This window comes from Phenylobacterium zucineum HLK1 (genome assembly GCF_000017265.1).
Taxonomy (GTDB): Bacteria; Pseudomonadota; Alphaproteobacteria; order Caulobacterales; family Caulobacteraceae; genus Phenylobacterium; species Phenylobacterium zucineum.
The window spans coordinates 2167364-2190968 of sequence record NC_011144.1 but is presented as its reverse complement, the minus strand read 5'-3'; the positions used below and the strand labels follow the sequence as shown (position 1 = coordinate 2190968).

Below are 23605 nucleotides of genomic sequence, written 5' to 3'. Positions count from 1 at the left end.
CGTCTACAGCGGCAGGGGCTTGCCCAGCTCGCCGGCGCGGTCGCGGATGAACTGCCAGGCGACCCGGCCCGAGCGGCCGCCGCGGGCCTGGGCCCACTGCAGGGCCCGGCGCTCGAGGTCGTCCGTCCGCAGGCCGTAGCGCTCGGCGTAACCGCTCACGGCGGCGAGATAGGTCGCCTGGTCCATCGGCGGGAAGCCGATCCACAGGCCGAAGCGGTCCGAGACGCTGACCTCCTCCTCGGCGTCCTCGTGGGCGGCGACGAGGCCGCGATCCTCCTGGTGTCCGCGCGGCATCAGGTGACGGCGGTTCGAGGTGGCGGTGAACAGCACATTGGCCGGCGGGCCGGACACCCCGCCTTCCAGGGCGGACTTCAGCGCCTTGGCGGCGGCCGCGCCCTCCTCGAACGACAGGTCGTCGCACAGTACGACGAAGCGCTCGGGCCGGACCCGCAGGTCGTCGAACAGCGCGGGCAGGGCGGTGACCTGGTCGCGGTCCACCTCCACCAGCTTCAGGTCCGGCGTCTGGGTCGCCACGGCCATGAACGCCGCCTTGGCGATGGAGCTCTTACCTGTGCCCCGCACGCCCCAGAGCAGGACGTGGTTGAACGGCAGGCCCTGGGCGAAGCGCCGCAGGTTCTCGACCACGCGGCCTTTCTGGCGGTCGATCCCGACGAGGCTGTCGAGGGCGAGGGGATAGTCCGGCGCAGGGTGGAAGGCGCCCGTCTCCGGGTCGTGGCGGAACAGCCGCGCGCCGTCGAAGGCGGCCGGCGTGCGCGGCGGCGGGGCGAGGCGTTCGAGGGCGTCGGCGATGCGCTCGAGAACGGGTTTCAGCTCGGGGTCCATCGCCGCGAGGCTTAGCCGCCCCCAGGTTCCATTGCAAAAGCGGGGCGCTGCGCATAGCTTCCGCCGACTTTCGAACGGGGCCGCAGGAAGCGGCCCCGCCCGCAATCCGGAGAGGCCATGTTCGCCACCCCTGCCTATGCCCAAGCCGCCGGCGGCGCCGCCGCTGGAGGCCCCGAGGCCATGCTGATCCAGTTCCTGCCGCTGATCGCGCTGGTCGTCCTGTTCTACTTCCTGATGATCCGGCCGCAGCAGAAGCGGATGAAGCTGCACCAGCAGATGCTGGGCGCTCTGAAGCGCGGCGACACCGTCGTCCTGTCCTCGGGCATGATCGGCAAGGTGGTCCGCGTCGAGGACAAGGAAGTCGGCGTCGAGATCGCCACCGGCGTCACCGTGAAGGTGGTCAAGTCCATGGTCGCCGACGTCCGCGCCAAGGGCGAACCGGCCGCCGCCAACGACGCCAAGGCCTAAGCGAAAAGCCCCCTTCCGATGCTGACCCTCTCGCGCTGGAAGGTTCTCCTCGTCGTCCTGTCGGTCGTGCTGGGGGCGCTGCTCGCGTTTCCCAACGTCGTGCCGCCCGAGACGCGGGCGAGCCTGCCGGGCTTCGTTCCGAAGCAGACCCTGAACCTCGGCCTCGACCTCCAGGGGGGCTCGTACCTCCTGCTCGAGGTCGACACCGAGGCGCTCCGCGCCGAGCGCCTGACCAACACGGTCGAGGACGTCCGAACCCAGCTGCGAGAGGCGCAGATTCCCTTCACCGGCCTTGGGGTGGTCAACGGCGCGGTGGCGGTGCGCATCACCGACCCGGCCCAGGTGCGCGAGGCCCAGACGCTCCTGCGCAACACGCTCGGCGCGCCGCTCGCCGGGACTGTCGGCGGCCGGGACCTGACCGTCTCGACCGAGGCCGACCAGCGCATCCGCGTGACCTTCGTGCCCGAGGCGATGCAGGCCGAATCCGCGCGCGCCGTCGAGCAGTCGATCGAGATCATCCGCCGCCGGGTGGACGAGCTCGGCACGCGCGAGCCGACCATCGTCCGCCAGGGGACCAACCGGATCGTCGTGCAGGCGCCCGGCGAGAGCGATCCCGAGCGGCTGAAGAACGTCATCGGCCAGACCGCCAAGCTGACCTTCCAGATGGTCGACGAGGCCGCCGACCTGAACGAGGCCGCGGCCGGCCGCGTGCCGCCCGGCTCCGAGGTCCTGCCCAGCGACGACGGCGCCGTGCCGTTCTATGTCGTCAAGCGCCGCGCGGTGGTGACGGGCGAGATGCTGACCTCGGCCAGCGCCGCTTTCCACCCCCAGACCGGACAGCCGATCGTCGAGTTCCGCTTCGACGGGCAGGGCGCGCGCCGCTTCGGCGACGCCACCACCCAGAACATCGGCAAGCGCTTCGCGATCGTCCTCGACAAGAAGGTGATCTCGGCGCCGCGGATCAACTCGGCCATCACCGGCGGCTCGGGCTACATCGAGGGCAACTTCACGACCGAATCGGCCAACGACCTGGCCGTCCTGCTGCGCGCCGGCGCCCTGCCGGCGCCGCTGAACGTCGAGGAGCAGCGCACGGTCAGCGCCGAACTCGGCGCCGACGCCATCAAGGCGGGCCAGATCTCCACCGTCGTCGCGTTCGTCTCGGTCGTCGGCTTCATGCTGCTGGCCTACGGCTTCCTGTTCGGCGGCATCTCGATCATCGCCCTGCTGGTCAACGGCCTGCTGATCATCGCCGCCATGAGCCTGACCCAGGCGACGCTGACCCTGCCGGGCATCGCCGGCCTGATCCTGACGCTCGCCATGGCCGTGGACGCCAACGTGCTGATCTACGAGCGCATGCGCGACGAGGTCCGCGCCGGGCGCACCGCCATCGCGGCCATGGACGCCGGCTTCTCCCGGGCCATGACCACCATCGTCGACGCCAACCTGACGACGCTGCTGGCGGCGCTGCTGATGTTCCAGTTCGGCGCCGGCCCGGTGAAGGGCTTCGCCTGGACGCTGTCCATCGGCGTGGTCACCTCGGTGTTCACCGCCGTCCTCATCACCCAGGTTCTGCTGGCCTTGTGGTATCGCACCACGCGGCCCAAGACCCTGCCGATCGCGTAAGGAGGGCCTGACCCATGTGGCCCCTGATCAAGATCATCCCGATCAAGACGAACTTCCGGTTCGTCCGGTTCGCCAAGATCGCCGGGATTCTCTCGGCCCTCGCGGTGATCGCCTCGCTGGCGCGCGCCCTGATGCCGTTCGAGCCGCCCTGCGGCGGCCTGAACTGCGGCATCGACTTCACCGGCGGCACGGTCATCGAGCTGTCGACCGCGCCCCAGCAGGTCGACCTCGCTGCGGCCCGCGCGGCGATCAACCGCCTCGAACTGGGCGACCCCCAGGTGCAGGGCTTCGGCGACGGCACCGCCGCCATGGTCCGCTACCAGCCCCCGGCCGGCGCGAGCGCCGACCAGGTGGCCGAGCAGGTCCGCGGCGCCCTGACCCAGGCGCTGGGCCAGGTGACCTTCGACGCGCCGGACGTGGTGGGCGCCAAGGTCTCGGGCGAGCTCTTCCAGAGCGGCCTGACCGCGCTCGGCCTCGCGATCCTGCTGATGCTGATCTACATCTGGTTCAGGTTCGAGCTGCAGTTCGGCATCGGCGCCGTCGTGGGCCTGTTCCACGACGTCATCCTGACGTTCGGCCTGATCGCCTTCTTCCAGCTCGAGTTCAGCCTGAACACGGTGGCGGCGATCCTGACGGTCATCGGCTACTCGATGAACGACACCGTGGTGGTGTTCGACCGCCTCCGGGAGAACCTGCGCAAGTACAAGCGCATGCCTCTGCGCGAGGTCATCGACCTGTCGATCAACGAGACCCTGTCGCGGACCATCATCACCGGCGTGACCGCGATCATGGCGCTGACGGGTCTGGCGCTCTTCGGCGGACCGACCCTGTTCGACATGTCGATCGTGCTGATCTTCGGCATCATCATCGGCACCTACTCGTCGGTCTATGTCGCCGCCCCGGTGATCCTGCTGTGGGGCGTCAAGCGCGGCGAGGAAGAGGCCGAGCCGCTGAAGCCTGCCGGCGTGCGTCCCTAGGGGCCGGCCGGTGGCCCGCAACGCCCCCACGCTGGACGCCTACGGCGACGGCGGCTTCCGCGTCGGCGGCGAGCGGCGGGACGGCTCGCTGCTGATCGTGGGCGACGAGGCGCGCAGCTGGCCCGTGGCCGGCCTCGCGGACCTCACCGTCGAATCGCTCGCGCCGGTGTTCGAGGCCGGCCGCGCCGAGGTGGAATTCGTGCTGCTCGGCGTCGGGGTGCGCAACGCCCAGCCGCCGCGGGCGGTCCGCGAGGCGCTGCAGAAGGCCGGCATCGGCCTGGAGTTCATGGACACGCCGGCCGCGGCCCGGCTCTACAACGTCCTCACCGCCGAGGGCCGGCGCCTCGCCGCGGCCCTGATCGCCGTCTGAGCGGCTCGAAGCGTCGCCTTTCAGGCTGCGGCGAAACGCCCTATACGACTCAGTCCAGGGGAAGGAACTGAGAGGGCAACATGGCTGGACTACTCGCCAATCTTCGGAACACGCTGATCGTCAGCTTCATTCTGGCGCTGATCATTGTGGCCGGATACGGCATGCACAATGCAGCCTGGGACCAGATCTTCTGGCAGGGCGTGTTCCGCTGGCTGCACACCCTGGCCGGCATCCTGTGGATCGGGCTGCTCTACTACTTCAACTTCGTCCAGATCCGGAAAATGCCCGAGATCCCGGCCGAGCTTAAGCCGGGCGTCTCGAAGTACATCGCGCCCGAGGCGCTGTTCTGGTTCCGCTGGGCCGCGCTCGCCACCTGGGTGATGGGCGTGCTGCTCGCCTGGAACCGCGGCTTCCTGATCGAGGCGTTCACCCTGGGCGCCATGGACGGCTTCCAGGTCCCGCAGCACACGTTCATCGGCCTGGGGATGTGGCTGGCCACGATCATGTTCATCAACGTCTGGGCGTTCATCTGGCCGGCCCAGAAGATCGCGCTGGGCATCGTGGACGGCGACGCCGACGCCAAGGCCGCGGCGGGCCGCAAGGCCATGCTGTTCTCCCGCATCAACACCCTGCTGTCGGTGCCGATGCTGGTGACCATGACCATGAACCAGACGATCTTCGGCTGACGCCGGAGGCGATCTCTGCGAGAAGGCCCGCCAACCGGCGGGCCTTTTTTTGTTGGCGATGAGCGACGACCTCGAAGACCTCGACGCGCTGATCCGGCGCAACGACCCGGACCGCTGGCTTTCCAGCCGCTTCATCGGCGAGCGCGAGCGGCGGGCGGACGTGGTCGCGATCTACGCCTTCGACCACGAGCTGGCCCGCGCGCCCAAGGTGGCCTCCAACGCGCTGCTGGGCGAGATGCGCCTCACCTGGTGGCGCGAGGTGCTGGACGAGGTGTTCGAGGGCCGTCCCGTCCGCCGCCATCCGACGGCCCAGGCGCTGGCCGTCGCCGTGCGCCGGCGCGGCCTGCCGCGGGACCTGCTGGAGGCGATGATCGACGCCCGCTACCGCGAGCTGGACGCCTCGCCGATGGACCCGCCTGAAGCCCTGGCCTGGGCCCGGGACACCGCCGGACGGGCCGCCGAGCTCGCGGCGATGATCCTGGCGCCCGGGAGCGACGCCGGACCCGCCCGCGCGGCGGGGACCGCCTGGGCCATGTCCCGCCGGGCCGCGGCCGCGCCGGTGTTCGCCGGCCTTGCGGCGAAGACGCTGGAAGGCGCCCGTCAGGCGGTGCGCGGGCTGGACGCCCAGGCCTTCGCGGCCGCCGCTCACGCCGCCCTGATCGGCCGCCGCCGCTCGCCGGTCGGGGACCGGCTGCGCCTGATCCTGGCGGTCGCCCGCGGCCGGATCTGACTTCCCCCGGATCGGGAGCGGGCGCTACTCGGCCGCGACCGCCTGCGCCCCGCTCAGCCAGGCCTCGAGGTCGGCCAGGGCCCGCTCGCCCACCAGCCGCTTCTTGATTCGGGTCTTCTCCTTGGCACCCAGGCGCCGGCCCTCCGCGTCGCGCTTGGGCGGAGCGATGGGCGGGATCAGGCCGTAGTTGATGTTCATCGGCTGGAACGAACCGCTCCCGCCCTCCAGATGCCCGCCGGTGATGTGCCCGATCAGTCCGCCCAGGGCCGTGGTCGGCGGCGGTGCGACGGCGGGGCGGCCCAGGCGTTCGGCGGCGGCGAAGCGCCCGGCCAGCAGGCCTACCGCGGCGCTCTCCACATAGCCCTCCACGCCCGTCACCTGGCCCGCGAAGCGCAGGCGCGGCTGGGCCTTCAGGCGCAGGACGCCGTCCAGCAGCCGGGGGCTGTTGATGAAGGTGTTGCGGTGCAGGCCGCCGAGCCTGGCGAACACCGCCTTTTCGAGGCCCGGGATCATCCGGAACACCTCGGTCTGGGCGCCGTGCTTCAGCTTGGTCTGGAAGCCCACCATGTTCCACAGGGTCCCCAGGGCGTTGTCCTGGCGCAGCTGGACGACGGCGTGGGGCTTCTCGTCGGGCCTGTGGGCGTTGGTCAGGCCGACCGGCTTCATCGGCCCGTGGCGCAGGGTCTCGCGCCCGCGCTCGGCCATCACCTCGATCGGCAGGCAGCCGTCGAAGTAGGGCACGTGCTCCCACTCCTTGAACTCGGCCTTCGGGGCGGCCAGCAGGGCGTCGATGAACGCCTCGTACTGCGCCTCGGTCATCGGGCAGTTGATGTAGGCCGCCGCATCGCCGCCGGGCCCGGCCTTGTCGTAGCGCGACTGGCGCCAGGCGACGTCCATGTCGATGGACTCGAAGTGCACGATCGGGGCGATGGCGTCGAAGAACGACAGCTGGTCCTCGCCGGTCAGCTTCAGCACCGCGTCGGCCAGGGCGGGCGAGGTGAGGGGGCCGGTGGCCAGGATCACGCTGTCCCAGTCCTGCGGCGGCAGGCCGGCGATCTCCTCGCGGGCGATGGTCACCAGCGGATGGGCCTCCAGCCGCTCGGTCACGGCCTGGGAGAAGCCCTCGCGGTCCACGGCCAGCGCGCCGCCGGCCGGCACCTGGTGGGCGTCCCCCGCCGACATGATGATCGAGCCCAGCCGGCGCATCTCGGCGTGCAGCAGGCCGACCGCGTTGCCGGTCCAGTCGTCGGCCCGGAACGAGTTCGAGCAGACCAGCTCGGCGAGGCGGTCGGTGTGGTGCGCGTCGGTGCGGCGCACCGGGCGCATCTCGTGCAGCACGACCGGCACGCCGGCCTCGGCGATCTGCCAGGCGGCTTCCGAGCCGGCCAGGCCGCCGCCCACGACATGGATAGGGTTCATCGACATGGCCGGTTCACTAGCAACGAACGGCCGGGATCGCGAGCGGGGCCTTGCGCGCTTGATCCTCGGCGCGGCAACGTGGGCGGCTGAAGGGGCGGCCCGAATCGCGCGCTCAAGCAGTCGGGCCAAGGGATGTAGATGGCTGGGTTTTCGGCGACCGACGCCGCGTTGGAAGGATTCCGCATCACCAAGGAGCGGCCGCGCAAGCTGCTGGCGGCCAGCGTGTTCGTCTTCCTGGTCAGCGTGCTGGGCGTGTTCATCGAGGTGAACATGCCGCCCGAGGCCCACGCGGCCCTCGCGGCGTTGTCCGGTCAGGAGACGCTGGAGTCCGGCCCGCTCTTCGAGGCGCTGACCATCCTCTCGCCGCTGCTGCTGTTCGGCCTGCTCGTGCAGTGCATGATGGCGGCGGCCATCTACCGGGTCCTGCTGCGGGGCGAGACGGGCTCGATCCGCCTGTTCCGCATCGGCGGCGACGAGATCCGCCTGATGGCGCTCGCGCTGATCTACGTGGTGCTGTTCATCTTCCTGATGGCCGCCGCGGTGCTCTTCGCGGTCCTCGCGGCCACGCTGTCCTCGCCGCTCGGGCAGGGGGCCATGGTGTTCACCGGCACCATCGCCTGGGTCTTCGCCCTTGGCGTGATCGTCTGGGTCGGCGTGCGCATGTCGCTGGCCCCGGTGATCACCTTCGAGCGGCGCAAGCTCGCCATCCTCGACTCCTGGCCGATCACCCGCGGCCAGTTCTGGCGCCTGACCGGCGCCTACATCCTGGCGCTGTCGTGCATCGTGGTGGTGGCCTTGCTGGCGCTGATGGTCTTCCTGCCGGTGGCCGGCATCGTCGTGGTCGCCTCGGGCGGCAGTCTCGCCGAGGTCGCCGAGATCGTGCAGCCGACCGAGCCGACGCTGTCGGCCTACTTCCACCCGCTGCGAGTGGCGTACATGGTGCTGTCCAGCCTGTTCAACGCCCTCTGGTACGCGGTGATCGCCGCGCCGGGCGCCTACGCCTACCGGGCTCTCACCGCGGGCGCCCCCGCTCCCGCGGCGTCCTAGGCGGCGGCGCTGGGGCGGGCCGCGACCCGCTCGCGCCAGGCTCGCAGGTTGGGGACCTCGTCCAGGACGGGCAGCCCGATCCAGTCCGCGAAATCCACCGTCGTCAGCAGGCAGATGTCGGCGACGGTGAAGTCGTCGCCCGCCAGGTGGGCCCGGTCCGCCAGCTCGCGGTCCAGCCACCGCTGCGCGGCGGCATAGCTGTCGCGGTTCGACTCGCCGAACTCCTTGAACTGGGTGAGCAGCTGGGCCGTCAGGGGATGGGCGTGCCGCCAGAACGCGCCGACCGGCGCCATCACCGTGAACTCCACGCGGCGCACCCACATCTCGACCAGCGCCTTCTCGACCGGCGTGCGCCCGAACAGCGGCGGCTCGGGCCGCACCTCCTCGAAGTAGCGGCAGATGGCGACCGTTTCCGAGATGCAGGTCCCGTCGTCCAGCTCCAGGGTCGGGACCTGGCCCAGGCTGTTGCGCGACCGGTGCTCGGGCGACTTGTGCTCGCCCTTCAGCAGGCTGACCGGAGTCTCCGGCAGCTCGACGCCCTTCTCGGCGAGGAAGATCCGCACCCGCCTGGGGTTCGGTGCCGGCGTCGGCGCGCCATAGAGCTTCAAGGCGTTCCCTCCTGATTGGTCGCGGGAGCGTAGCGGGAGTCTACGCGCCGACCAGCGCCTTCTTGCGGGCGCCCGAGCGTTCGCGGTGCCGTTCCAGCAGTTCGGCCAGGTAGCGGCCCGTCCAGCTGCGCGGGTTGGCGGCCACGTCCTCGGGGCTGCCGGCCGCGACGATCTCGCCGCCGCCGTCGCCGCCTTCGGGGCCGAAGTCCACGATCCAGTCGGCGGTCTTCACCACGTCGAGGTTGTGCTCGATGACGACCACCGTGTTGCCCTGGTCGGCCAGCTCATGGAGCACCTCCAGCAGCTTCTTCACGTCCTCGAAGTGCAGGCCGGTGGTCGGCTCGTCGAGGATGTAGAGCGTCTTGCCGGTCGCCCGGCGCGACAGCTCCTTCGACAGCTTCACGCGCTGCGCCTCGCCGCCGGACAGGGTGGTCGCCTGCTGGCCGACCTTCACATAGCCCAGGCCGACGCGCTTCAGCGTCTCCATCTTCTCGCGGATCGGCGGCACGGCCTTGAAGAAGTCGGCGGCCTCCTCGACGGTCATGTCGAGGACGTCGGCGATGTTCTTGCCCTTGAACATCACCTCCAGCGTTTCGCGGTTGTACCGGCGGCCGTGGCAGACGTCGCAGGTGACGTAGACGTCCGGCAGGAAGTGCATCTCGATCTTGATCAGGCCGTCGCCCTGGCAGGCTTCGCAGCGCCCGCCCTTCACGTTGAACGAGAAGCGGCCCGGACCGTAGCCGCGCGCCTTGGCCTCGGGCAGCCCGGCGAACCAGTCCCGGATCGGCTGGAACGCCCCGGTGTAGGTCGCGGGGTTCGAGCGGGGCGTGCGCCCAATCGGCGACTGGTCGATGTCGATGACCTTGTCGAAGTGCTCCAGGCCCTCGATCCGCTCGTGGGGCGCGGGGGCGTCCGAGGCGTTGTGCAGCCGGCGGGCGGCGGCCTTGTAGAGCGTCTCGATGGTGAAGGTGGACTTGCCGCCGCCCGAGACCCCGGTGATGCAGGTGAAGGTCCCGATCGGGATCTCGCCGGTGATGGCCTTTAGGTTGTTGCCGCTGGCGCCGATCACCCGAAGCATCTTCTTCTTTGAGAACGGCCGCCGCTGGTCCGGCACCGAGATCTCGCGCGCGCCCGACAGGTACTGGCCGGTGACGCTCCTGGGGTTGGCCATGATGTCGTCGGGCTTGCCCTGGGCGATGATCTCGCCGCCGTGGACGCCCGCGGCCGGCCCCATGTCGATGACGTGGTCGGCGGTCAGGATCGCCTCCTCGTCGTGCTCGACCACCAGCACCGAATTGCCGAGGTCGCGCAGGCCTTTCAGCGAGGTGAGCAGGCGGGTGTTGTCGCGCTGGTGCAGGCCGATGGACGGCTCGTCCAGCACGTAGAGCACGCCGGTCAGGCCCGAGCCGATCTGGCTGGCCAGGCGGATGCGCTGGCTCTCGCCGCCCGACAGGGTGCCCGAGCCGCGCGACAGGTTCAGGTAGTCGAGGCCGACGTTCACCAGGAACCGCAAGCGGTCGTTGATCTCCTTCAGGATCCGCCGGGCGATCTCCATCTGCTTTTCGGTGAGCTGGCCGTCCAGCGCCTGGAACCACTCGCCGGCGTGGCGGATCGAGAGCGTCGAGACCTCGCCGATGTGCTTGCCGGCGATCTTCACCGCCAGCGCCTCGGGCTTCAGGCGGTAGCCGGTGCAGGCCTCGCACGGCGTCTCGGACTGGTAGCGGCCCAGTTCCTCGCGCACCCAGGAGGAATCCGTCTCGCGCCAGCGGCGCTCGAGGTTCGGCAGCACGCCCTCGAAGGTCTTGTTGACCTCGTACTTGCGGGCGTTGTCGTCGTAGATGAAGCGGATCTTCTCGTCGCCCGAGCCGAACAGGATCACCTTGCGGGCGGCCTCGGGCAGCTTCCAGAACGGCTCGTCCATCGAGAAGCCGTAGTGGCGCGAGAGCGCCTGCAGGGTCTGGGTGTAGAGCGGCGAGGGGCCCTTGGCCCAGGGGGCGATGGCGCCCTTGTGGAGGCTCTTGTCCTTGTCCGGCACCACCATGTCGGCGTCGAAGGCGAGCTTCGCGCCCAGGCCGTCGCACACCGGGCAGGCGCCGTAGGGGTTGTTGAACGAGAACAGCCGCGGCTCGATCTCGCTGATGGTGAAGCCCGAGACGGGGCAGGCGAACTTCTCCGAGAAGATCAGCCGGCGGGGCTCGGTCTCGCCGGGCGCCACGTCGGCCCATTCGGCGACCGCGATCCCGTCGGCCAGGCGCAGCGCCGTCTCCAGGCTGTCGGCGTAGCGGCTCTCCAGGCCGGGCTTGGCGACGAGCCGGTCCACGACGACGTCGATGTCGTGCTTGAACTTCTTGTCGAGCGCCGGGGCGTCCTCGATCGGGTAGAACTCGCCGTCGATCTTCAGGCGCTGGAAGCCCGCCTTCTGCCACTCGGCGATCTCCTTGCGGTACTCGCCCTTGCGGCCGCGCACCACGGGCGCCAGCAGGTAGAGCCGCGCGCCCTCCTCGATGGCGGCGAGCTTGTCGACCATCTGGCTGACGGTCTGGCTCTCGATCGGCAGGCCGGTGGCCGGCGAGTAGGGAACCCCGACCCGCGCCCACAGCAGGCGCATGTAGTCGTGGATCTCGGTCACCGTGCCGACGGTGGAGCGCGGATTGCGGCTGGTGGTCTTCTGCTCGATGGAGATGGCCGGCGAGAGGCCCTCGATGAGGTCCACGTCCGGCTTGCTCATCAGCTCCAGGAACTGGCGCGCATAGGCCGACAGGCTTTCGACATAGCGGCGCTGGCCCTCGGCGTAGATGGTGTCGAAGGCGAGCGAGCTCTTGCCCGAGCCCGACAGGCCGGTCAGGACGACCAGCTCGCCGCGCGGGATGTCGACGCTGACGTCCTTGAGGTTGTGCTCGCGCGCGCCCCGCACGCGGATGAAGTTCTGATGGTCGGCCATCTTGTCCCGGAAACACGCATTGCGCCGTGGAGGTCCTGGTTCAGAGGCCCTGTCGGCGAGACCGCTGAATGTAGGAAACGCGAGTCAGCGATAACACGGGAACGCAAGGCGAACAAAGGGGTCCCGCGTCGGACCGCCGCAGCTCTGCTGACACAACGCTGGCAGCAGAGTCGTACGTCGGGCGGCGCGGCCCGCCGTTCTTTTCGCACGCTGCGGGAACAGCCGTCATTCCCCGCCGGTTCGTTGGGGGTCCCAGCTCAGGGACTGAGGGAGTTCGATCCATGAACAAGACCATCCTTGTGGCGGGCGCGGCCAGCGCGCTCATGTTCGGCGCGGTGGCCATCGCTCAGACGACCAGCAGCGGGGCCGCCGACCCCAGCATGCAGGGCCAGACCGGATCCGCCGCGACCGGCGCCATGTCCACCGATCGGGCCGCCGGGGCCGACGCCTACGGCGCCGACACCGCGGCGCAGAGCGGCGCGACCAACGCCGGCGAGTTCGGCGACGACGCGGCCGGCACGGCGATGGACCGTGCGGGCGAGCGCGGCTGATCCTGCGAGCAAGGCGCCGCCGGGGCTGATCCGCCGGTTGCGGCTCGGCGAAGCCGCCAAGGGCCTGGTCCTGGCGGCGGTCGTCGCCGCGCCCTGGATTCCCAGCGGCGCCTTCCACGGCACCCAGGCGGCGACGCGGCCGGGCGAGGCCCGGTCGCTGGGCGCGCTTCAGAACCTCCTGGAGCGGCGGCCGGCGGATGACCCTCTGCGCGCCTTCTACGCGGCGCGGGACCATCGGCCGCTCTGGGTGACCGGCGGGGCGGAGGGCGGCCCCAGGCCGGAAGCCTACGAGGTGCTGGCCCTGGTGCGCGCGGCCGCCCGAGACGGCCTCGACCCGGGCCGCTACCGGCCCGAGGCCCTGACTGTGCGGCTGCAGGCGGCGCGCGGCGGCGCGCCGGCCGAGCTGGCGCGGGCCGAGGTGGCGGTGTCCGAAGCCTTCGCCGCCTATGTCGTCGACCTGCGCACCCCGCCCGAGCCGGCGCGCCTGGCGTTCATGGACTCGGAGCTGACGCCGCCGGCGGTCGGGGCGCTGGCGGTTCTCGACGCGGCCGCCCGCGCCCCGTCGCTGGCGGCCCACGTCCGCGCCGCCGCGCGCATGAATCCAGTGTACGAGGAGCTCCGGGCCGCCCTGGCCGAGCACCGGGCCCGCTCAGGCGGGGTGGCGACCGAGCGGCTGATCCTGGCCAACATGGACCGCGCCCGCGGCCTGCCGCGCGCCCTCGGGCCGCGCTTCATCCTCGTGAACGCCGCAAGCGCGGAGCTGCGCGTCTACGAGGACGGCGAGGAGGTGGACCGGATGCCGGTGATCGTCGGCCGTCCGAGCGCGGCCACGCCCCCTATGGCCGGCGTGATCCGTTACGCTCGCTTCCGCCCCTACTGGAACCTGCCGGAAGGCATGGTGCGCGAGGAGTTCGCGCCGCGGGTCCTCCGGGAAGGGCCGGGGTTTCTGGCCGCTGCGGGCTTCGAGGCGCTCTCGGACTGGTCGCCGCAGGCCCGGGTGCTCGACCCGGCCGAGATCGACTGGCGCGCGGTCGCCCGAGGCGAACGGTCCCTTCGCCTGCGGCAGTCGCCGGGGCCGGGCAACATCCTGGGGAACGTCAAGCTGATGCTGCCGAACCATTTGGGGATCTACCTGCACGACACCCCCGACAAGGCGTCGTTCCGGCGCTCGCGGCGGACACTGAGCGCCGGCTGCATTCGCCTCGCCGACGCCGATCGGCTGACGCGCCGGCTGCTGGAGTGGGAAGAGGGGGAGCGGCCTCCGGAGGGCCTCAACCAGCGGGTCGACCTGCCTCGGGGCGTGCCGGTCTACATCCTCTATCTGACCGCCGAGCGGGGCGAGGGTGGCGAGGTGCTTCGCCACCCCGACCTCTACGGACGCGACAGCCAGGTCATCGCCGCCCGCGCGGGCGATCAGAACCTGCGGACGTAGGCGACCTTCGTCGGCTTGACCTGGAAGCCCTCGTCGTCGGTCCAGGCGTCCTTCTCGCGCAGCTCGACGTCGCCGCTCAGGCGGTCGTCGCCGCGGACGGTCAGGTCGAGCGCGCGGGGGGCCGGCGTCGTCCGCCGTTCTTCCATCGCCGCCTTGCGGGCGGCGAGGGTGACGCGCGGCGAGTCGGCGGCCGGCGCCGCGGCGACCTGCCCGCTCATGCCGCTGCCGACGGCCGCGAGGGCGGTTTGGGCCAGCGCCGGCGCGGGCGCGGCCAGGATGACGAGAGCCCCCAAGACCTTTGGCGAAACGGGCAAGTGCTTAATTCTCCTCCGTTAATTCGGAGGGGGAAACCCGCTTCGCGAAAGATGGTTGCGATCCTCACGCCCTTGCGATCCGGGCGGCGAAGCAGCCGCGGCCGGGATAATGGGCGTGGAGGTAGGCCGTTCCCGGCGCGTCCAGCATCCGGCGGATCTCGTCGGGCAGGTCGCCGACCGCGACGAGCGCGCCGTCCGTCATCATGCCGGCCGCGTCGAACGCCCGCAGCGAGGTGAAGGGGCGTGCGGCGAGCACGGGCGGCAGTTCGTCCACATACCTGGCGGCCTTGTTCGCCTGTTCTCCGACGAAGATCGCGTGGCGCGAGCGGAACGGCGTGTCCGCCGGCTGGTGCTCGAAGTTCATGAGCAGGACCGTGTCGCCGACCGGGCGGTCCTCGAGGCTGATGCGGCACGGGAAGCCCAGCGGCGCTGTCACGCTCATGCGCTGGACGCCGCGGGCGGCGAGGGCCTCGTCCGGAAGGCCGAAGAGGGGCTGGAAGTCCTGGGCGGGCAGGCCGGTGACGACGAAGGACATGGGAAGGTCTCCTTTGCTCGCCCGGAACATCGGCGCCGCTCCCGCCCGGGCCAATGCAGCTTCTTCAACACATGTCCGAAAGCCGCGATCAGGCCGCGTCGTGGAAGATGATCCCCAGGGTGTGGCGCCGGCCCGCGCGCAGGCGGCTGACGCCATGGCGCAGGTTCACGCGATAGACGCCGCGCACGCCCCGGACCGGCCGCTCGCGCACCGGGAAGACGACGGCGTCGCCCTGGCGCAGCGGCGTGACCTCCACCCGCGACTGCATCCGCGGGCGCTGCTCGGTCAGGACGAACTCGCCGCCCTCGAAGTCGCGGCCCGGCTCGGACAGCAGCACGGCGACCTGCAGCGGGAAGACGTGCTCGCCGTAGAGGTCCTGGTGCAGGCAGTTGTAGTCGCCGGGCCCATAGCGCAGCAGCAGCGGCGTCGGCCGCGTCTGGCCGGCCCCGTGGCAGCGGGCGAGGAAGGCGGCGTGATCCTCCGGATAGCGGGCCGGCAGGCCCATGGCCCCGTTCCAGCGGTTCGCGATGGCGACGAGCGGCGGATAGAGCCGCGTGCGCAGCTCCGCCACGGCGGGCGGCAGGTCGTAGCGGAAGTAGCGGTACTCGCCCCGCCCGAAGCCGTGGCGGGCCATGACGACCGTGCTGCGGAACAGCTCGGGCCGGTCGTACCAGCCGGCGATCTCGGCGCAGGTGGCGGAGTCCAGCAGCCGCGGGAGGAGGGCGCATCCGTGCGCGTCCAGGCCGGCCTCGATCGCCGGCCAGTCGAGGGTGTCGAGGGCGTCCATGCCGCCTCCATCCCTCCGCGGCGTCGGCCGCTCAAGGCCCGAGGGAACGCGAGGTCCGATTTGCGCGGGAACGCCCGCGGCGGCCCGGCGCTTTCCGCGAATGGTCAAGTCGGTGATGAATCCGCGGGTCTTCTGGGGCGCGAGCCTGATCGTAGGGCTGCTGCTGGCGGTCGCCGTGGCCGCGCCCGGCGCGTCGGACCGGGTCTTCCAGGCCGCCCAGGGCTGGGTCATCGGGGCGTTCGGCTGGTTCTACGTGGCGGCCGTCGCGGGCTTCCTGTTCGTTGTCCTGGGGCTGGCGTTCAGCTCGACGGGCCGCCTGAAGCTCGGCCCTGACGATTCGGAGCCAGACTTCCCCTACGCCTCGTGGCTGGCGATGCTGTTCGCCGCCGGCATGGGCATCGGCCTGATGTACTTCGCCGTCGCCGAGCCCGTGCAGCACTACGCCGCCCCGCCGGAGGCCGCGCCCGGCACGTTCGCCGCCGCGCGCGAGGCGATGGTGATCACCTTCGTCCACTGGGGCGTCCACGCCTGGGCCGTCTACGCGGTGGTGGGCCTCAGCCTGGCGTTCTTCGCGCACCGCAAGGGCCTGCCGCTGACCCTGCGCTCGGGCCTCTATCCGCTGCTCGGGCGGCGGATCCACGGGCCGATCGGCGATGCGGTCGACATCTTCGCCATCTGGGGGACGCTGTTCGGGATCGCTACCTCGCTCGGCCTGGGCGTCGCCCAGATCAACAGCGGTCTCGCCTACCTCGTCGGGCTTCCGTCCAACCCCGCCGTGCAGGTCGGCTTGATCGTCGTCGTCATGGGCGCCGCGATGGTCTCGGTGCTGACCGGGCTCGATCGCGGCGTGCGCCGCCTCTCGGAGCTGAACCTGGCGCTCGCCGTCTGCCTGATGGCCTTCGTCCTCGCCGTGGGGCCGACCGGCTTCCTGCTCAAGGCGCTGGTCCAGAACTTCGGTCTCTACCTCGACCACTTCTTCGTGCGCACGTTCAACCTCTACGCCTACGAGCCGCGCGGCTGGATGGCGAACTGGACGCTGTTCTACTGGGCCTGGTGGATCGCCTGGTCGCCGTTCGTGGGGATGTTCATCGCCCGCATCTCCCGGGGCCGCACCGTCCGCGAGTTCGTCGTGGGCGTGCTGCTCGTCCCGACCGGCTTCACCTTCCTCTGGATGACCGTCTTCGGGAACACCGCCATCAGCCTCGACATGGGCGGGGCGGCCGGCGCCATCTCGCAGGCGGTGACGTCGGACCTGTCGACGGCGCTCTTCCGCTTCTTCGAGTTCCTGCCGGGCGCGGCGATCACCTCGACGCTCGCCGTGCTGCTGGTGGCCGTATTCTTCGTCACCTCGGCCGATTCCGGCTCGCTCGTCATCGACACCATCGCCTCGGGCGGCGCCGAGGAGACCCCTCGTTGGCAGCGGGTCTACTGGTGCTCCCTCGAGGGCGGGGCGGCGGCGCTGCTGCTGCTGGCGGGCGGCCTCGGCGCGCTGCAGGCCGCGACCCTTGTCGCCGCCTTGCCCTTCGCCCTGATCATGATCGTGCTCTGCGTGGGGCTGGTGCGCCAGATGAACGCCGACGTGAAGGGCGTGGCGGTCGGACGCGAGGCGCCGGCGCTGCGGGTGCGGCTCGCCCAGATCCTCTCGCCGCCGCGGAAGGCCGAAATCGAGCGGCAGATCGCGGAGGAGGGGGCGCCCGCGCTGCGCGACGTGGGCGCCGCCCTCGAGGCCGAAGGGCTGCCCGGCCTTCACGTCGCCTTCGCCGAGGACGAGGCGCGGCTCGACGTGGGCCCGACGGGCGGCGAGGCGGCGGGCCGCTTCGTGTACCGCCTCACGCCCGAGGCGCGGCCGCTGCCGGCCTACTCGCATCTGGAGGCGCCGGACGGACGCCGTACCCGGGAATGGCGTCTGATCGCCCGTGTGGAGCCGCGAGGGTTGCGCCGGGACGTGACGGGTCTGAGCCGCCGCCAGCTCGTCAACGACGTGCTCGAGCAACTCGCCGACTGGCGCGGCGCCGGGCCTGGACCTAGATAGGGACCTCCAGCCGGGAGGATATCGACCATGCGCCTGACGACGGACACCCGCTCCGCCCGCCATCTCCACGCGCACCCGGTCGCCCATGCCTGCCCTCGTCACCCTCGACAGCCTCTCCGCCGCCACGCCTGACGGGCGGACCCTCTTCGACAACCTGACCCTGGTCTTCGGGCCCGAGCGGGCCGGCCTTGTCGGACGCAACGGCGCGGGCAAGACGACGCTGGTCCGGCTGATCCTGGGCGAGCTCGCGCCCGCCGCCGGCGCGGTCGGCGTGCAGGGACGGCTGGGCGTGCTGCGCCAGGCGGTGGGCCCCGCGCCCGGCGAAACCGCCGCGGACCTCCTGGGCGTCTCGGTGGCCCTGGCCCGGCTGCGGCGCATCGAGGCGGGCGCCGGGAGCGTGGACGACTTCGACCGGGCCGACTGGACGCTGGAGGCCCGGCTGGACGCGGCTCTGACAGAGGTGGGCCTTGCGGGGCTCGACCTGGATCGCCCCGCCGCCTCGCTCAGCGGCGGCCAGGCGACCCGCGCGCGGCTGGCGGGCCTGCTCGCCGCCCGGCCCGACATGCTGGTGCTGGACGAGCCCACCAACAACCTCGACGCCGAGGCCCGCGAACTGGTCGCGGACGTGCTCGGCCGCTGGAAGGGCGGGGCCATCGTCGTCAGCCACGACCGCGTGCTCCTGCGCCGGATGGACCGCATCGTCGAGCTGACCGGCCTCGGCGTCCAGATCTATGGCGGCGGCTACGACCTCTACGCTGAGCGCAAGGCCGAGGCCGAGGCCGCGGCGGCCCGCGCCCTGGCCGATGCGGAGAGGGCCGCCGCCCGGATCGCGCGCGAGGCCCAGGCCGCGGCCGAACGGAAGGCCCGCCGCGACGCCGCCGGCCGCCGCTCGCGGGTCGGCTCCAGCGATCCGAAGATCCTGCTCGACTTCCGGGCAGAGCGGGCCGAGGCGAGCGGCGGGCGCGAGCGGCGCCTGGCCGAGCGCCTGAAGGCGGACGCCGCCCGCGACCTCGCCGAGGCCGAGGCGAAGGTGGAGCGGGTGCGCCGCCTGGCCTTCGAGCTGCCGCCGTCGGGGCTGCCCGCCGGCAAGCCCGTCCTGGCGTTCGAGGCGGTCGGCTTCGCCTGGCCCGGCGGGCGGCCGGTTCTGACGGACGTCTCGTTCCGCGTCTCGGGGCCCGAGCGGATCGCCGTCGTCGGGCCGAACGGCGCGGGAAAGACGACCCTGCTCCGGCTGGCGGCCGGCGAGCTCGCGCCGACCCGGGGCGCGGTGGTGCGCAGCGTCCCGGTGGCGTTCCTGGACCAGCACACGGCGCTCATGGGAGACGCGGGGACGCTCGTGGAGGCCTTCCGCCGGCTGAACCCCCGGGCGGGCGAGAACGCGGCGCGGGCCGCTCTGGCGCGGTTCCTGTTCCGCAACCTGGCCGCCGACCGGCCGGTGGCTGCGCTCAGCGGCGGCGAGCGCCTGCGGGCGGCGCTGGCCTGCGTCCTGATGGGCGATGCGCCGCCCGGCCTGCTGATCCTGGACGAGCCGACCAACCACCTGGATCTCGACAGCCTGGGCGCCGTCGAGGCCGCCTTGCGCAGCTACGACGGCGCCCTGCTGGTGACGAGCCACGACGCCGACTTCCTGGCGGCCGTCGGCGTCGGGCGCGAGATTCGGCTCTAGCCGAAGCCCTCCGCCAGCACGACGATGGCGTCAGAGCCGGCGATGCGGTCCTGCGCGATCGTCCGGTACTCGGGCGAGTCCGCCCACGCGAGCGCCGCGTCCCGGCTTTCGAAGGCCAGCAGGACCAGCTTGCGGCCGTCCCACTCGCCTTCGAGCGGCTCGGGGGTCTCCTCGGACACGAGGAGCCGGCCGCCGTACTGCTTCAGCACCGGCATGAAGGCCGCCGCGTAGCGGCCGTACCGCTCGCGGTCGTGGATGGCGATGCGGCCCACGAGGTAGCAGGTCATGCCGGCGTCCTCCGCACGACGCGGAACACCGCGTTGGCCCGCGCGCAGGGCCGGCCGTCGGCGGTGACGAACGCCTGGGCGAAGCACAGGGTGGAGCCAGGCCGCACGAAGACGGTGTCGAACTCCAGCCATTGGCCGGTCAGCGCCGAGCCCAGGTAGTCCACGTTGAGGTTCACCGTGACGAGGCTGGCCAGGTCTCCCAGCCGTCGGGCGCAGGACAGGCCCATGGCGTTGTCGGCGAGGGCCGAGATCAGCCCGCCGTGCACGAAGCCGCGGCTGTTGGTGTGGGCCGCGCCCGCGCGCAGGGCGAGTATCACCGTGTCGTCCGTCACCCGGCTGTAGAGCGGCTCCCACGGGTCGGTGAGGGGGCTCTTGCGGAAGTGCGGGCTAAAGCCCGCCGGAAGCTCCAGCGTCGTCATCACGCCGCCCTCGCGATGCGCGCCAGGCTCTCCAGCGTGCCGTGGCAGGCCCGGGCCGCCTCGGCGCCCTTCACCCGGAAATGGCCGTGGAAGAAGCCCTGGTGGACGTCGTGCTCGTGGAAGTGGTGCGGCGTCAGCACGACCGAGAACACCGGGGTCTCGGTGGCCAGCTGCACCTGCATCAGGGCCCGGATCACCGTCTCGGCGACGAACTCGTGTCGATAGATGCCGCCGTCCACGACGAATCCCGCCGCCACGATGCCCGCATAGCGGCCGGTGCGGGCCAGGGTCTGGGCGTGCAGCGGGATCTCGAAGGCGCCAGGCGTCTCGAACACCTCGACGGCGCTCTCGGGGAAGCCCAGGCGGGCCATCTCCTCCATGAAGCCGGCGAGGGCCTGGCGGACGATGTCCTCGTGCCAGAGCGAATGGACGAAGGCGATCCGCGCGGCGCGGAAGGCGCCGTTGGCGGTGGGGTACTCGTGGGGGACTTCGACAGCAGTGTGGGTCATGGTCTTCTCCCTGACCGGGTTCGAAGGGACCACGACTCAGGGAGAGGCCGCGCGCACGCAGGGCGGAATCCGCCTGCGACATGCGGCCGTTCTCATAACCGGACTATGACCGTCGGCCCCGGGATCGCACCGGGTCTGCTCGTCCCTGGGACCTTCCTATGACGAAGGCCCAGGCGCCCGCGGGCTCGTCCCTCCGTCGCCGAGGCTACGCCAAGGTCTGGAGGGCATTACCGCCGGTGGGGAGTTTCACCCCGCCCTGAGAACGCAGGCCGCCGGACTCTCCGACGGCGCAGGGACGATACCCCCGTTACCTTGCGGCAAACAAGCGTTCGAGGGCGGCTAGGCGCGCTGGTTGAGGGTGATGGCGGTCGCCGTGCCGTCGGTCGAGGCCTTCGCCGTCGGGCCGTAAGAGACGCCGCGCGAGCGTTGGGACGCCACCTCGTCGGCGATCGCCTTGACGAGGCCCTCCGTCACCGTCCGGGCCGCCTCGATGGCGCGGCCCTGGCGGGCGAGCACGGCGTCGAAGGCCTCGGTGGCCCTAACCAGGCGCGTGCGCAGCGCGAGCGGGGCGCCGCCGACCAGGCCGGGCTCGGCCCGCACGCGGGTCGATTCGTGGCGGTAGAGGTTGGCCAGGCGGCTGGTCTCCTCCAGCTTGGCCGCGGCGTCCTGCGGCCGGCGCTGCTCGAAGGCCTGCGCCTGCTCGGCCACCAGTTCGGTCAGGCGCTCGGTCAGCAGGATCAGCTGCTCGACGCGGTCTTCCGGGTTCTTCGCGGCGATGGCCATCAGTCGAGCCCCTGCATCTTGAGCATTTCGCGTTGGACGGTGTCGGCCAGGCCGATGCCGCCGGCGCTGGCCATCTGCTTGCCCATGGCCTCGGTCATCAGCGAGCGGAACATGTCCTCGCCCGGGCCGCCGCCGAAGGGCGCCTCGACCTGGGTTCCCTCGAACATCGGCTGCAGCATGATCGCCAGGAACTGCGCCTCGAACTTCTCGGCCGCGTCGCGGATGCGGGCGCGTTTCGCGAGGTCCTCGGTCCTGCCGGCGATCGGCGTCTGGGGCGTGGAGACGGGCGTGGCGACCAGGTCCATCACATCACCTCGATTTCGGCCTGCAGGGCGCCGGCGGCGCGGATGGTCTGCAGGATGGAGATCATGTCCCGCGGCGTGACGCCCAGGGCGTTCAGGCCCGAGACCAGGGTCGCCAGCGAGGCTCCCGAACCCACGGTCAGGAACTGGCGGCCGCGCTCCTCGTCCACCTCGATGTCGGTCTGCGGCACCACCGCCGTCTCGCCCGTGCGGGCGAAGGGGGCGGGCTGGCTGACGCCCGGCTGCTCGCGCACCGTGATCGTCAGGTTGCCCTGCTGGATCGCGACGGTGGAGACGCGGACCGCCTCGCCCATGACGATCACCCCGGCCACCTCGTCGATCACCACCTTGGCCGGCGCGTCGGGCTCCACGGCCAGGTTCTCGACCTGGGCCATGAAGCTGATCAGGTCGCCGCTGGCGGGGCGCAGCGAGACGATGGTCGGGTTCTCGGCCACGGCCGAGCCGGGGAAGCGCGCGTTCACGGCGTCGGCGATGCGGCGAGCGGTCGTGAAGTCGGGATTGCGCAGGGTCAGGCGCATCTGGCCCATGTTGGCGAGCTGGAAGCCCGTCTCCAGCTCGACGCTCGCCCCGCCGGCGATGCGGCCGGCGGTCGGCACGCCCTTGGAGATCGACGAGCCCGAGGCGCCCGAGGCGCTGATGGCGCCCGTCTGCACGGTCCCCTGGGCCACCGCATAGGCGCGGCCGTCGGCGCCCAGCAGCGGGGTCACCAGCAGCGAGCCGCCTTGCAGGCTCTTGGCGTCGCCCAGCGCCGAGACGCTGACGTCGATCTGCGAGCCGGGGGCGGCGAAGGGCGGCAGCTTGGCCGTGACCATCACCGCGGCGACGTTCTTGGTGTTGAGCTGGGCGTCGCGGGTGTTGACCCCCAGGCGTTCCAGCATCGCCTCCAGGCTCTGCTTGGTGAAAGGGGCGTTGCGCAGGGCGTCGCCCGTGCCGTTCAGGCCGACCACGATGCCATAGCCGACCAGCATGTTCTCGCGCACGCCCTCGAACTCGACGATGTCCTTGATGCGGGACTTGGCGCTCGCCGGCCCGGCGAGGGCGCCGAGGGCCAGCGGGGCGGCGAGGAGGAGGGCTGTAAAAGCTCGGAACCGGCGCATGGAACTCACGGAAGCTGCTTCGCTCGCGTCCCTGCGAGGAGCGTGCCAGTCGGCAACCGCCATGAAAGCGCAATGAAATCAAAGCGAGACGTGGTTAACGCGGCGCCTTCGTCCCGGCAGAATTTGCCGCCTGTTAACCATGCTGCAAGTTTGGCCCGCGATCTTCACCGTAGAGTTTGAGGGGGTTGCGTCGAGCCATGAAGGTCACCGGCACAGGCGGCGTTTCCCAGGCGTCGGGCGCCCGTCCCGCGCGCGGGGGCGGCGGCGAGGGTTTCCGGGTCGCGGCGCCGCAGGGCGCCTCGGGGCCCAGCCAGGTCTCGTCGGTCGCCGGCGCGGGGCCCGTGATGGGCGTCGAGGCGCTGATCGCCCTGCAGGAGGTCGGCTCGCCCCTCGAGCGGCGGCGGCGGTCGGTGGCGCGGGCCGGCCGCATCCTGGACGTGCTGGAAGGGCTGAAGGTGGCGCTGCTGGGCGGCGACCTCGGGCCCGGCGATCTGGACCGCCTGCGCCGTGCGGTGCGCGAGGAGCGCGCGGCCACCGAGGACCCCCGATTGGAGGGGCTGCTCGATGAGATCGAGTCTCGCGCCATGGTTGAGCTTGCCAAGCTCGAGATGGCCGGGCGTGCGGCGTAATCGCACTTGGAAAACCACCGGCGTTGAAACCGCGGTTCGATTTGCTATACAGCCCCCGCGTGTCTCAGGGCGTCCAGGGGGCGTGAGGGTTTCATGAAGACAGCCGCAGTTCTGGCTGAGAGTCCTGAATACCGTCCTTCCGAGGACGAGGAATTCATGAACGAGCGCCAGCTTGAGTACTTCAAGCAGAAGCTCCTGAAGTGGAAAGAGGACATCCTCCGCGAATCTCGCGAGACGCTGTCCCACCTGCAAAGCGAAACCGAGAACCATCCGGATCTGGCCGACCGCGCGTCGTCCGAGACTGACCGGGCTCTCGAGCTTCGTACGCGGGACCGTCAGCGCAAGCTGATCTCCAAGATCGACGAGGCGTTGCGGCGGATCGAGGACGGCTCCTACGGCTTCTGCGAGGAGACCGGCGAGCCGATCGGCATCGCCCGGCTGGAGGCCAGGCCCATCGCCACCCTCAGCCTCGAGGCCCAGGAGCGCCACGAGCGGCGCGAGCGGGTCCACCGCGACGACTGATTGAACG

Annotated in this window: 26 protein-coding genes and 1 riboswitch; of the genes, 13 read left to right on the top strand and 13 right to left on the bottom strand. The window is 71.3% G+C overall.

Features of this window, described 5'->3' with window-relative positions; genetic code table 11:
• Window positions 1-3: 3 nt before the first annotated feature.
• Complete coding sequence (locus tag PHZ_RS10755) at window positions 4-843, bottom strand: ATP-binding protein (RefSeq protein ID WP_012522509.1); 840 nt, start codon at window positions 841-843, stop codon at window positions 4-6.
• A 180-nt stretch (window positions 844-1023) separates the two neighbouring features.
• Between PHZ_RS10755 and yajC the strand changes: the two genes are divergently transcribed.
• From yajC to PHZ_RS10725, 6 genes are all read left to right on the top strand, one after another.
• Entirely contained in the window at window positions 1024-1311 is a 288-nt protein-coding gene (gene yajC, locus PHZ_RS10750; protein WP_041374107.1) for a preprotein translocase subunit YajC, read from the top strand.
• 18 nt (window positions 1312-1329) lie between these two features.
• The gene (gene secD / locus PHZ_RS10745) at window positions 1330-2934 is read left to right on the top strand and encodes a protein translocase subunit SecD (protein WP_012522507.1); all 1605 of its coding nucleotides are present in this window, start codon (window positions 1330-1332) and stop codon (window positions 2932-2934) included.
• A gap of 14 nt (window positions 2935-2948) precedes the next feature.
• A complete protein-coding gene (gene secF / locus PHZ_RS10740; protein ID WP_012522506.1) occupies window positions 2949-3911 on the top strand; it encodes a protein translocase subunit SecF in 963 nt (320 codons plus the stop codon).
• Window positions 3912-3921: 10 nt separating this feature from the next.
• Window positions 3922-4281 carry an Mth938-like domain-containing protein gene (locus PHZ_RS10735; protein WP_012522505.1) on the top strand — a complete coding sequence of 120 codons (360 nt, stop codon included), beginning with the start codon at window positions 3922-3924 and terminating at the stop codon, window positions 4279-4281.
• An 80-nt stretch (window positions 4282-4361) separates the two neighbouring features.
• Entirely contained in the window at window positions 4362-4967 is a 606-nt protein-coding gene (locus PHZ_RS10730) for a urate hydroxylase PuuD (protein WP_012522504.1), read from the top strand.
• A gap of 58 nt (window positions 4968-5025) precedes the next feature.
• The gene (locus PHZ_RS10725) at window positions 5026-5697 is read left to right on the top strand and encodes a squalene/phytoene synthase family protein (RefSeq protein ID WP_012522503.1); all 672 of its coding nucleotides are present in this window, start codon (window positions 5026-5028) and stop codon (window positions 5695-5697) included.
• Window positions 5698-5721: 24 nt separating this feature from the next.
• On the opposite strand, the gene trmFO is transcribed toward PHZ_RS10725, so the two are convergent.
• On the bottom strand, window positions 5722-7122 hold the full coding sequence (trmFO, locus tag PHZ_RS10720; RefSeq protein WP_012522502.1) for a methylenetetrahydrofolate--tRNA-(uracil(54)-C(5))-methyltransferase (FADH(2)-oxidizing) TrmFO: 1401 nt from the start codon (window positions 7120-7122) through the stop codon (window positions 5722-5724).
• Window positions 7123-7254: 132 nt separating this feature from the next.
• On the opposite strand from trmFO, the gene PHZ_RS10715 reads away from it, so the two are divergent.
• Window positions 7255-8163, top strand: coding sequence for a hypothetical protein (locus tag PHZ_RS10715; protein WP_012522501.1), 909 nt, complete (start codon window positions 7255-7257; stop codon window positions 8161-8163).
• On the opposite strand, the gene PHZ_RS10710 is transcribed toward PHZ_RS10715, so the two are convergent.
• Window positions 8160-8771, bottom strand: coding sequence for a glutathione S-transferase family protein (locus tag PHZ_RS10710; protein WP_012522500.1), 612 nt, complete (start codon window positions 8769-8771; stop codon window positions 8160-8162). The two genes, PHZ_RS10715 and PHZ_RS10710, sit on opposite strands and share 4 nt — an antisense overlap.
• A 40-nt stretch (window positions 8772-8811) precedes the next feature.
• The gene (gene uvrA, locus PHZ_RS10705) at window positions 8812-11712 is read right to left on the bottom strand and encodes an excinuclease ABC subunit UvrA (RefSeq protein WP_012522499.1); all 2901 of its coding nucleotides are present in this window, start codon (window positions 11710-11712) and stop codon (window positions 8812-8814) included.
• A gap of 281 nt (window positions 11713-11993) precedes the next feature.
• Between uvrA and PHZ_RS10700 the strand changes: the two genes are divergently transcribed.
• Together PHZ_RS10700 and PHZ_RS10695 are read left to right on the top strand one after the other, a co-directional pair.
• On the top strand, window positions 11994-12263 hold the full coding sequence (locus PHZ_RS10700) for a hypothetical protein (RefSeq protein ID WP_041373436.1): 270 nt from the start codon (window positions 11994-11996) through the stop codon (window positions 12261-12263).
• 37 nt (window positions 12264-12300) lie between these two features.
• Window positions 12301-13695, top strand: a complete 1395-nt coding sequence (locus tag PHZ_RS10695; RefSeq protein ID WP_148216841.1) for a L,D-transpeptidase scaffold domain-containing protein — start codon at window positions 12301-12303, stop codon at window positions 13693-13695.
• Here the strand turns inward: PHZ_RS10695 and PHZ_RS10690 are convergent.
• From PHZ_RS10690 to PHZ_RS10680, 3 genes are all read right to left on the bottom strand, one after another.
• Entirely contained in the window at window positions 13677-14009 is a 333-nt protein-coding gene (locus tag PHZ_RS10690) for a hypothetical protein (protein ID WP_148216840.1), read from the bottom strand. The genes PHZ_RS10695 and PHZ_RS10690 overlap by 19 nt on opposite strands.
• Window positions 14010-14073: 64 nt before the next feature.
• A complete protein-coding gene (locus PHZ_RS10685; protein WP_012522497.1) occupies window positions 14074-14544 on the bottom strand; it encodes a DUF1203 domain-containing protein in 471 nt (156 codons plus the stop codon).
• Window positions 14545-14632: 88 nt separating this feature from the next.
• On the bottom strand, window positions 14633-15331 hold the full coding sequence (locus PHZ_RS10680) for a 2OG-Fe(II) oxygenase (RefSeq protein ID WP_012522496.1): 699 nt from the start codon (window positions 15329-15331) through the stop codon (window positions 14633-14635).
• A 100-nt stretch (window positions 15332-15431) separates the two neighbouring features.
• Here PHZ_RS10680 and PHZ_RS10675 point away from each other — a divergent pair, with 100 nt between their 5' ends.
• Window positions 15432-17363, top strand: a complete 1932-nt coding sequence (locus PHZ_RS10675; protein ID WP_012522495.1) for a BCCT family transporter — start codon at window positions 15432-15434, stop codon at window positions 17361-17363.
• A gap of 85 nt (window positions 17364-17448) precedes the next feature.
• Entirely contained in the window at window positions 17449-19029 is a 1581-nt protein-coding gene (locus PHZ_RS10670; RefSeq protein ID WP_012522494.1) for an ABC-F family ATP-binding cassette domain-containing protein, read from the top strand.
• On the opposite strand, the gene PHZ_RS10665 is transcribed toward PHZ_RS10670, so the two are convergent.
• The 6 genes from PHZ_RS10665 to PHZ_RS10640 form a co-directional block, all read right to left on the bottom strand.
• The gene (locus PHZ_RS10665) at window positions 19026-19316 is read right to left on the bottom strand and encodes a DUF1330 domain-containing protein (RefSeq protein ID WP_012522493.1); all 291 of its coding nucleotides are present in this window, start codon (window positions 19314-19316) and stop codon (window positions 19026-19028) included. The two genes, PHZ_RS10670 and PHZ_RS10665, sit on opposite strands and share 4 nt — an antisense overlap.
• The gene (locus tag PHZ_RS10660; RefSeq protein ID WP_012522492.1) at window positions 19313-19735 is read right to left on the bottom strand and encodes a PaaI family thioesterase; all 423 of its coding nucleotides are present in this window, start codon (window positions 19733-19735) and stop codon (window positions 19313-19315) included. The genes PHZ_RS10665 and PHZ_RS10660 overlap by 4 nt, the downstream gene beginning before the upstream one ends.
• On the bottom strand, window positions 19735-20244 hold the full coding sequence (locus PHZ_RS10655) for a 6,7-dimethyl-8-ribityllumazine synthase (RefSeq protein WP_012522491.1): 510 nt from the start codon (window positions 20242-20244) through the stop codon (window positions 19735-19737). Before PHZ_RS10655 ends, PHZ_RS10660 begins: the two co-directional genes overlap by 1 nt.
• A gap of 84 nt (window positions 20245-20328) precedes the next feature.
• Window positions 20329-20512: riboswitch (FMN riboswitch) on the bottom strand.
• A gap of 71 nt (window positions 20513-20583) precedes the next feature.
• Complete coding sequence (locus PHZ_RS10650; protein ID WP_012522490.1) at window positions 20584-21027, bottom strand: hypothetical protein; 444 nt, start codon at window positions 21025-21027, stop codon at window positions 20584-20586.
• Window positions 21027-21332, bottom strand: coding sequence for a rod-binding protein (locus PHZ_RS10645; RefSeq protein ID WP_041373434.1), 306 nt, complete (start codon window positions 21330-21332; stop codon window positions 21027-21029). Before PHZ_RS10645 ends, PHZ_RS10650 begins: the two co-directional genes overlap by 1 nt.
• Window positions 21332-22447 carry a flagellar basal body P-ring protein FlgI gene (locus tag PHZ_RS10640; protein WP_012522488.1) on the bottom strand — a complete coding sequence of 372 codons (1116 nt, stop codon included), beginning with the start codon at window positions 22445-22447 and terminating at the stop codon, window positions 21332-21334. Before PHZ_RS10640 ends, PHZ_RS10645 begins: the two co-directional genes overlap by 1 nt.
• A gap of 197 nt (window positions 22448-22644) precedes the next feature.
• Between PHZ_RS10640 and fliX the strand changes: the two genes are divergently transcribed.
• Both fliX and dksA read left to right on the top strand, forming a co-directional pair.
• Window positions 22645-23076: a flagellar assembly regulator FliX gene (fliX, locus tag PHZ_RS10635; RefSeq protein WP_012522487.1), complete on the top strand. Its 432-nt coding sequence runs from the start codon at window positions 22645-22647 to the stop codon at window positions 23074-23076.
• A 93-nt stretch (window positions 23077-23169) separates the two neighbouring features.
• Window positions 23170-23598, top strand: a complete 429-nt coding sequence (gene dksA / locus PHZ_RS10630; RefSeq protein ID WP_012522486.1) for an RNA polymerase-binding protein DksA — start codon at window positions 23170-23172, stop codon at window positions 23596-23598.
• Window positions 23599-23605 lie beyond the last annotated feature (7 nt).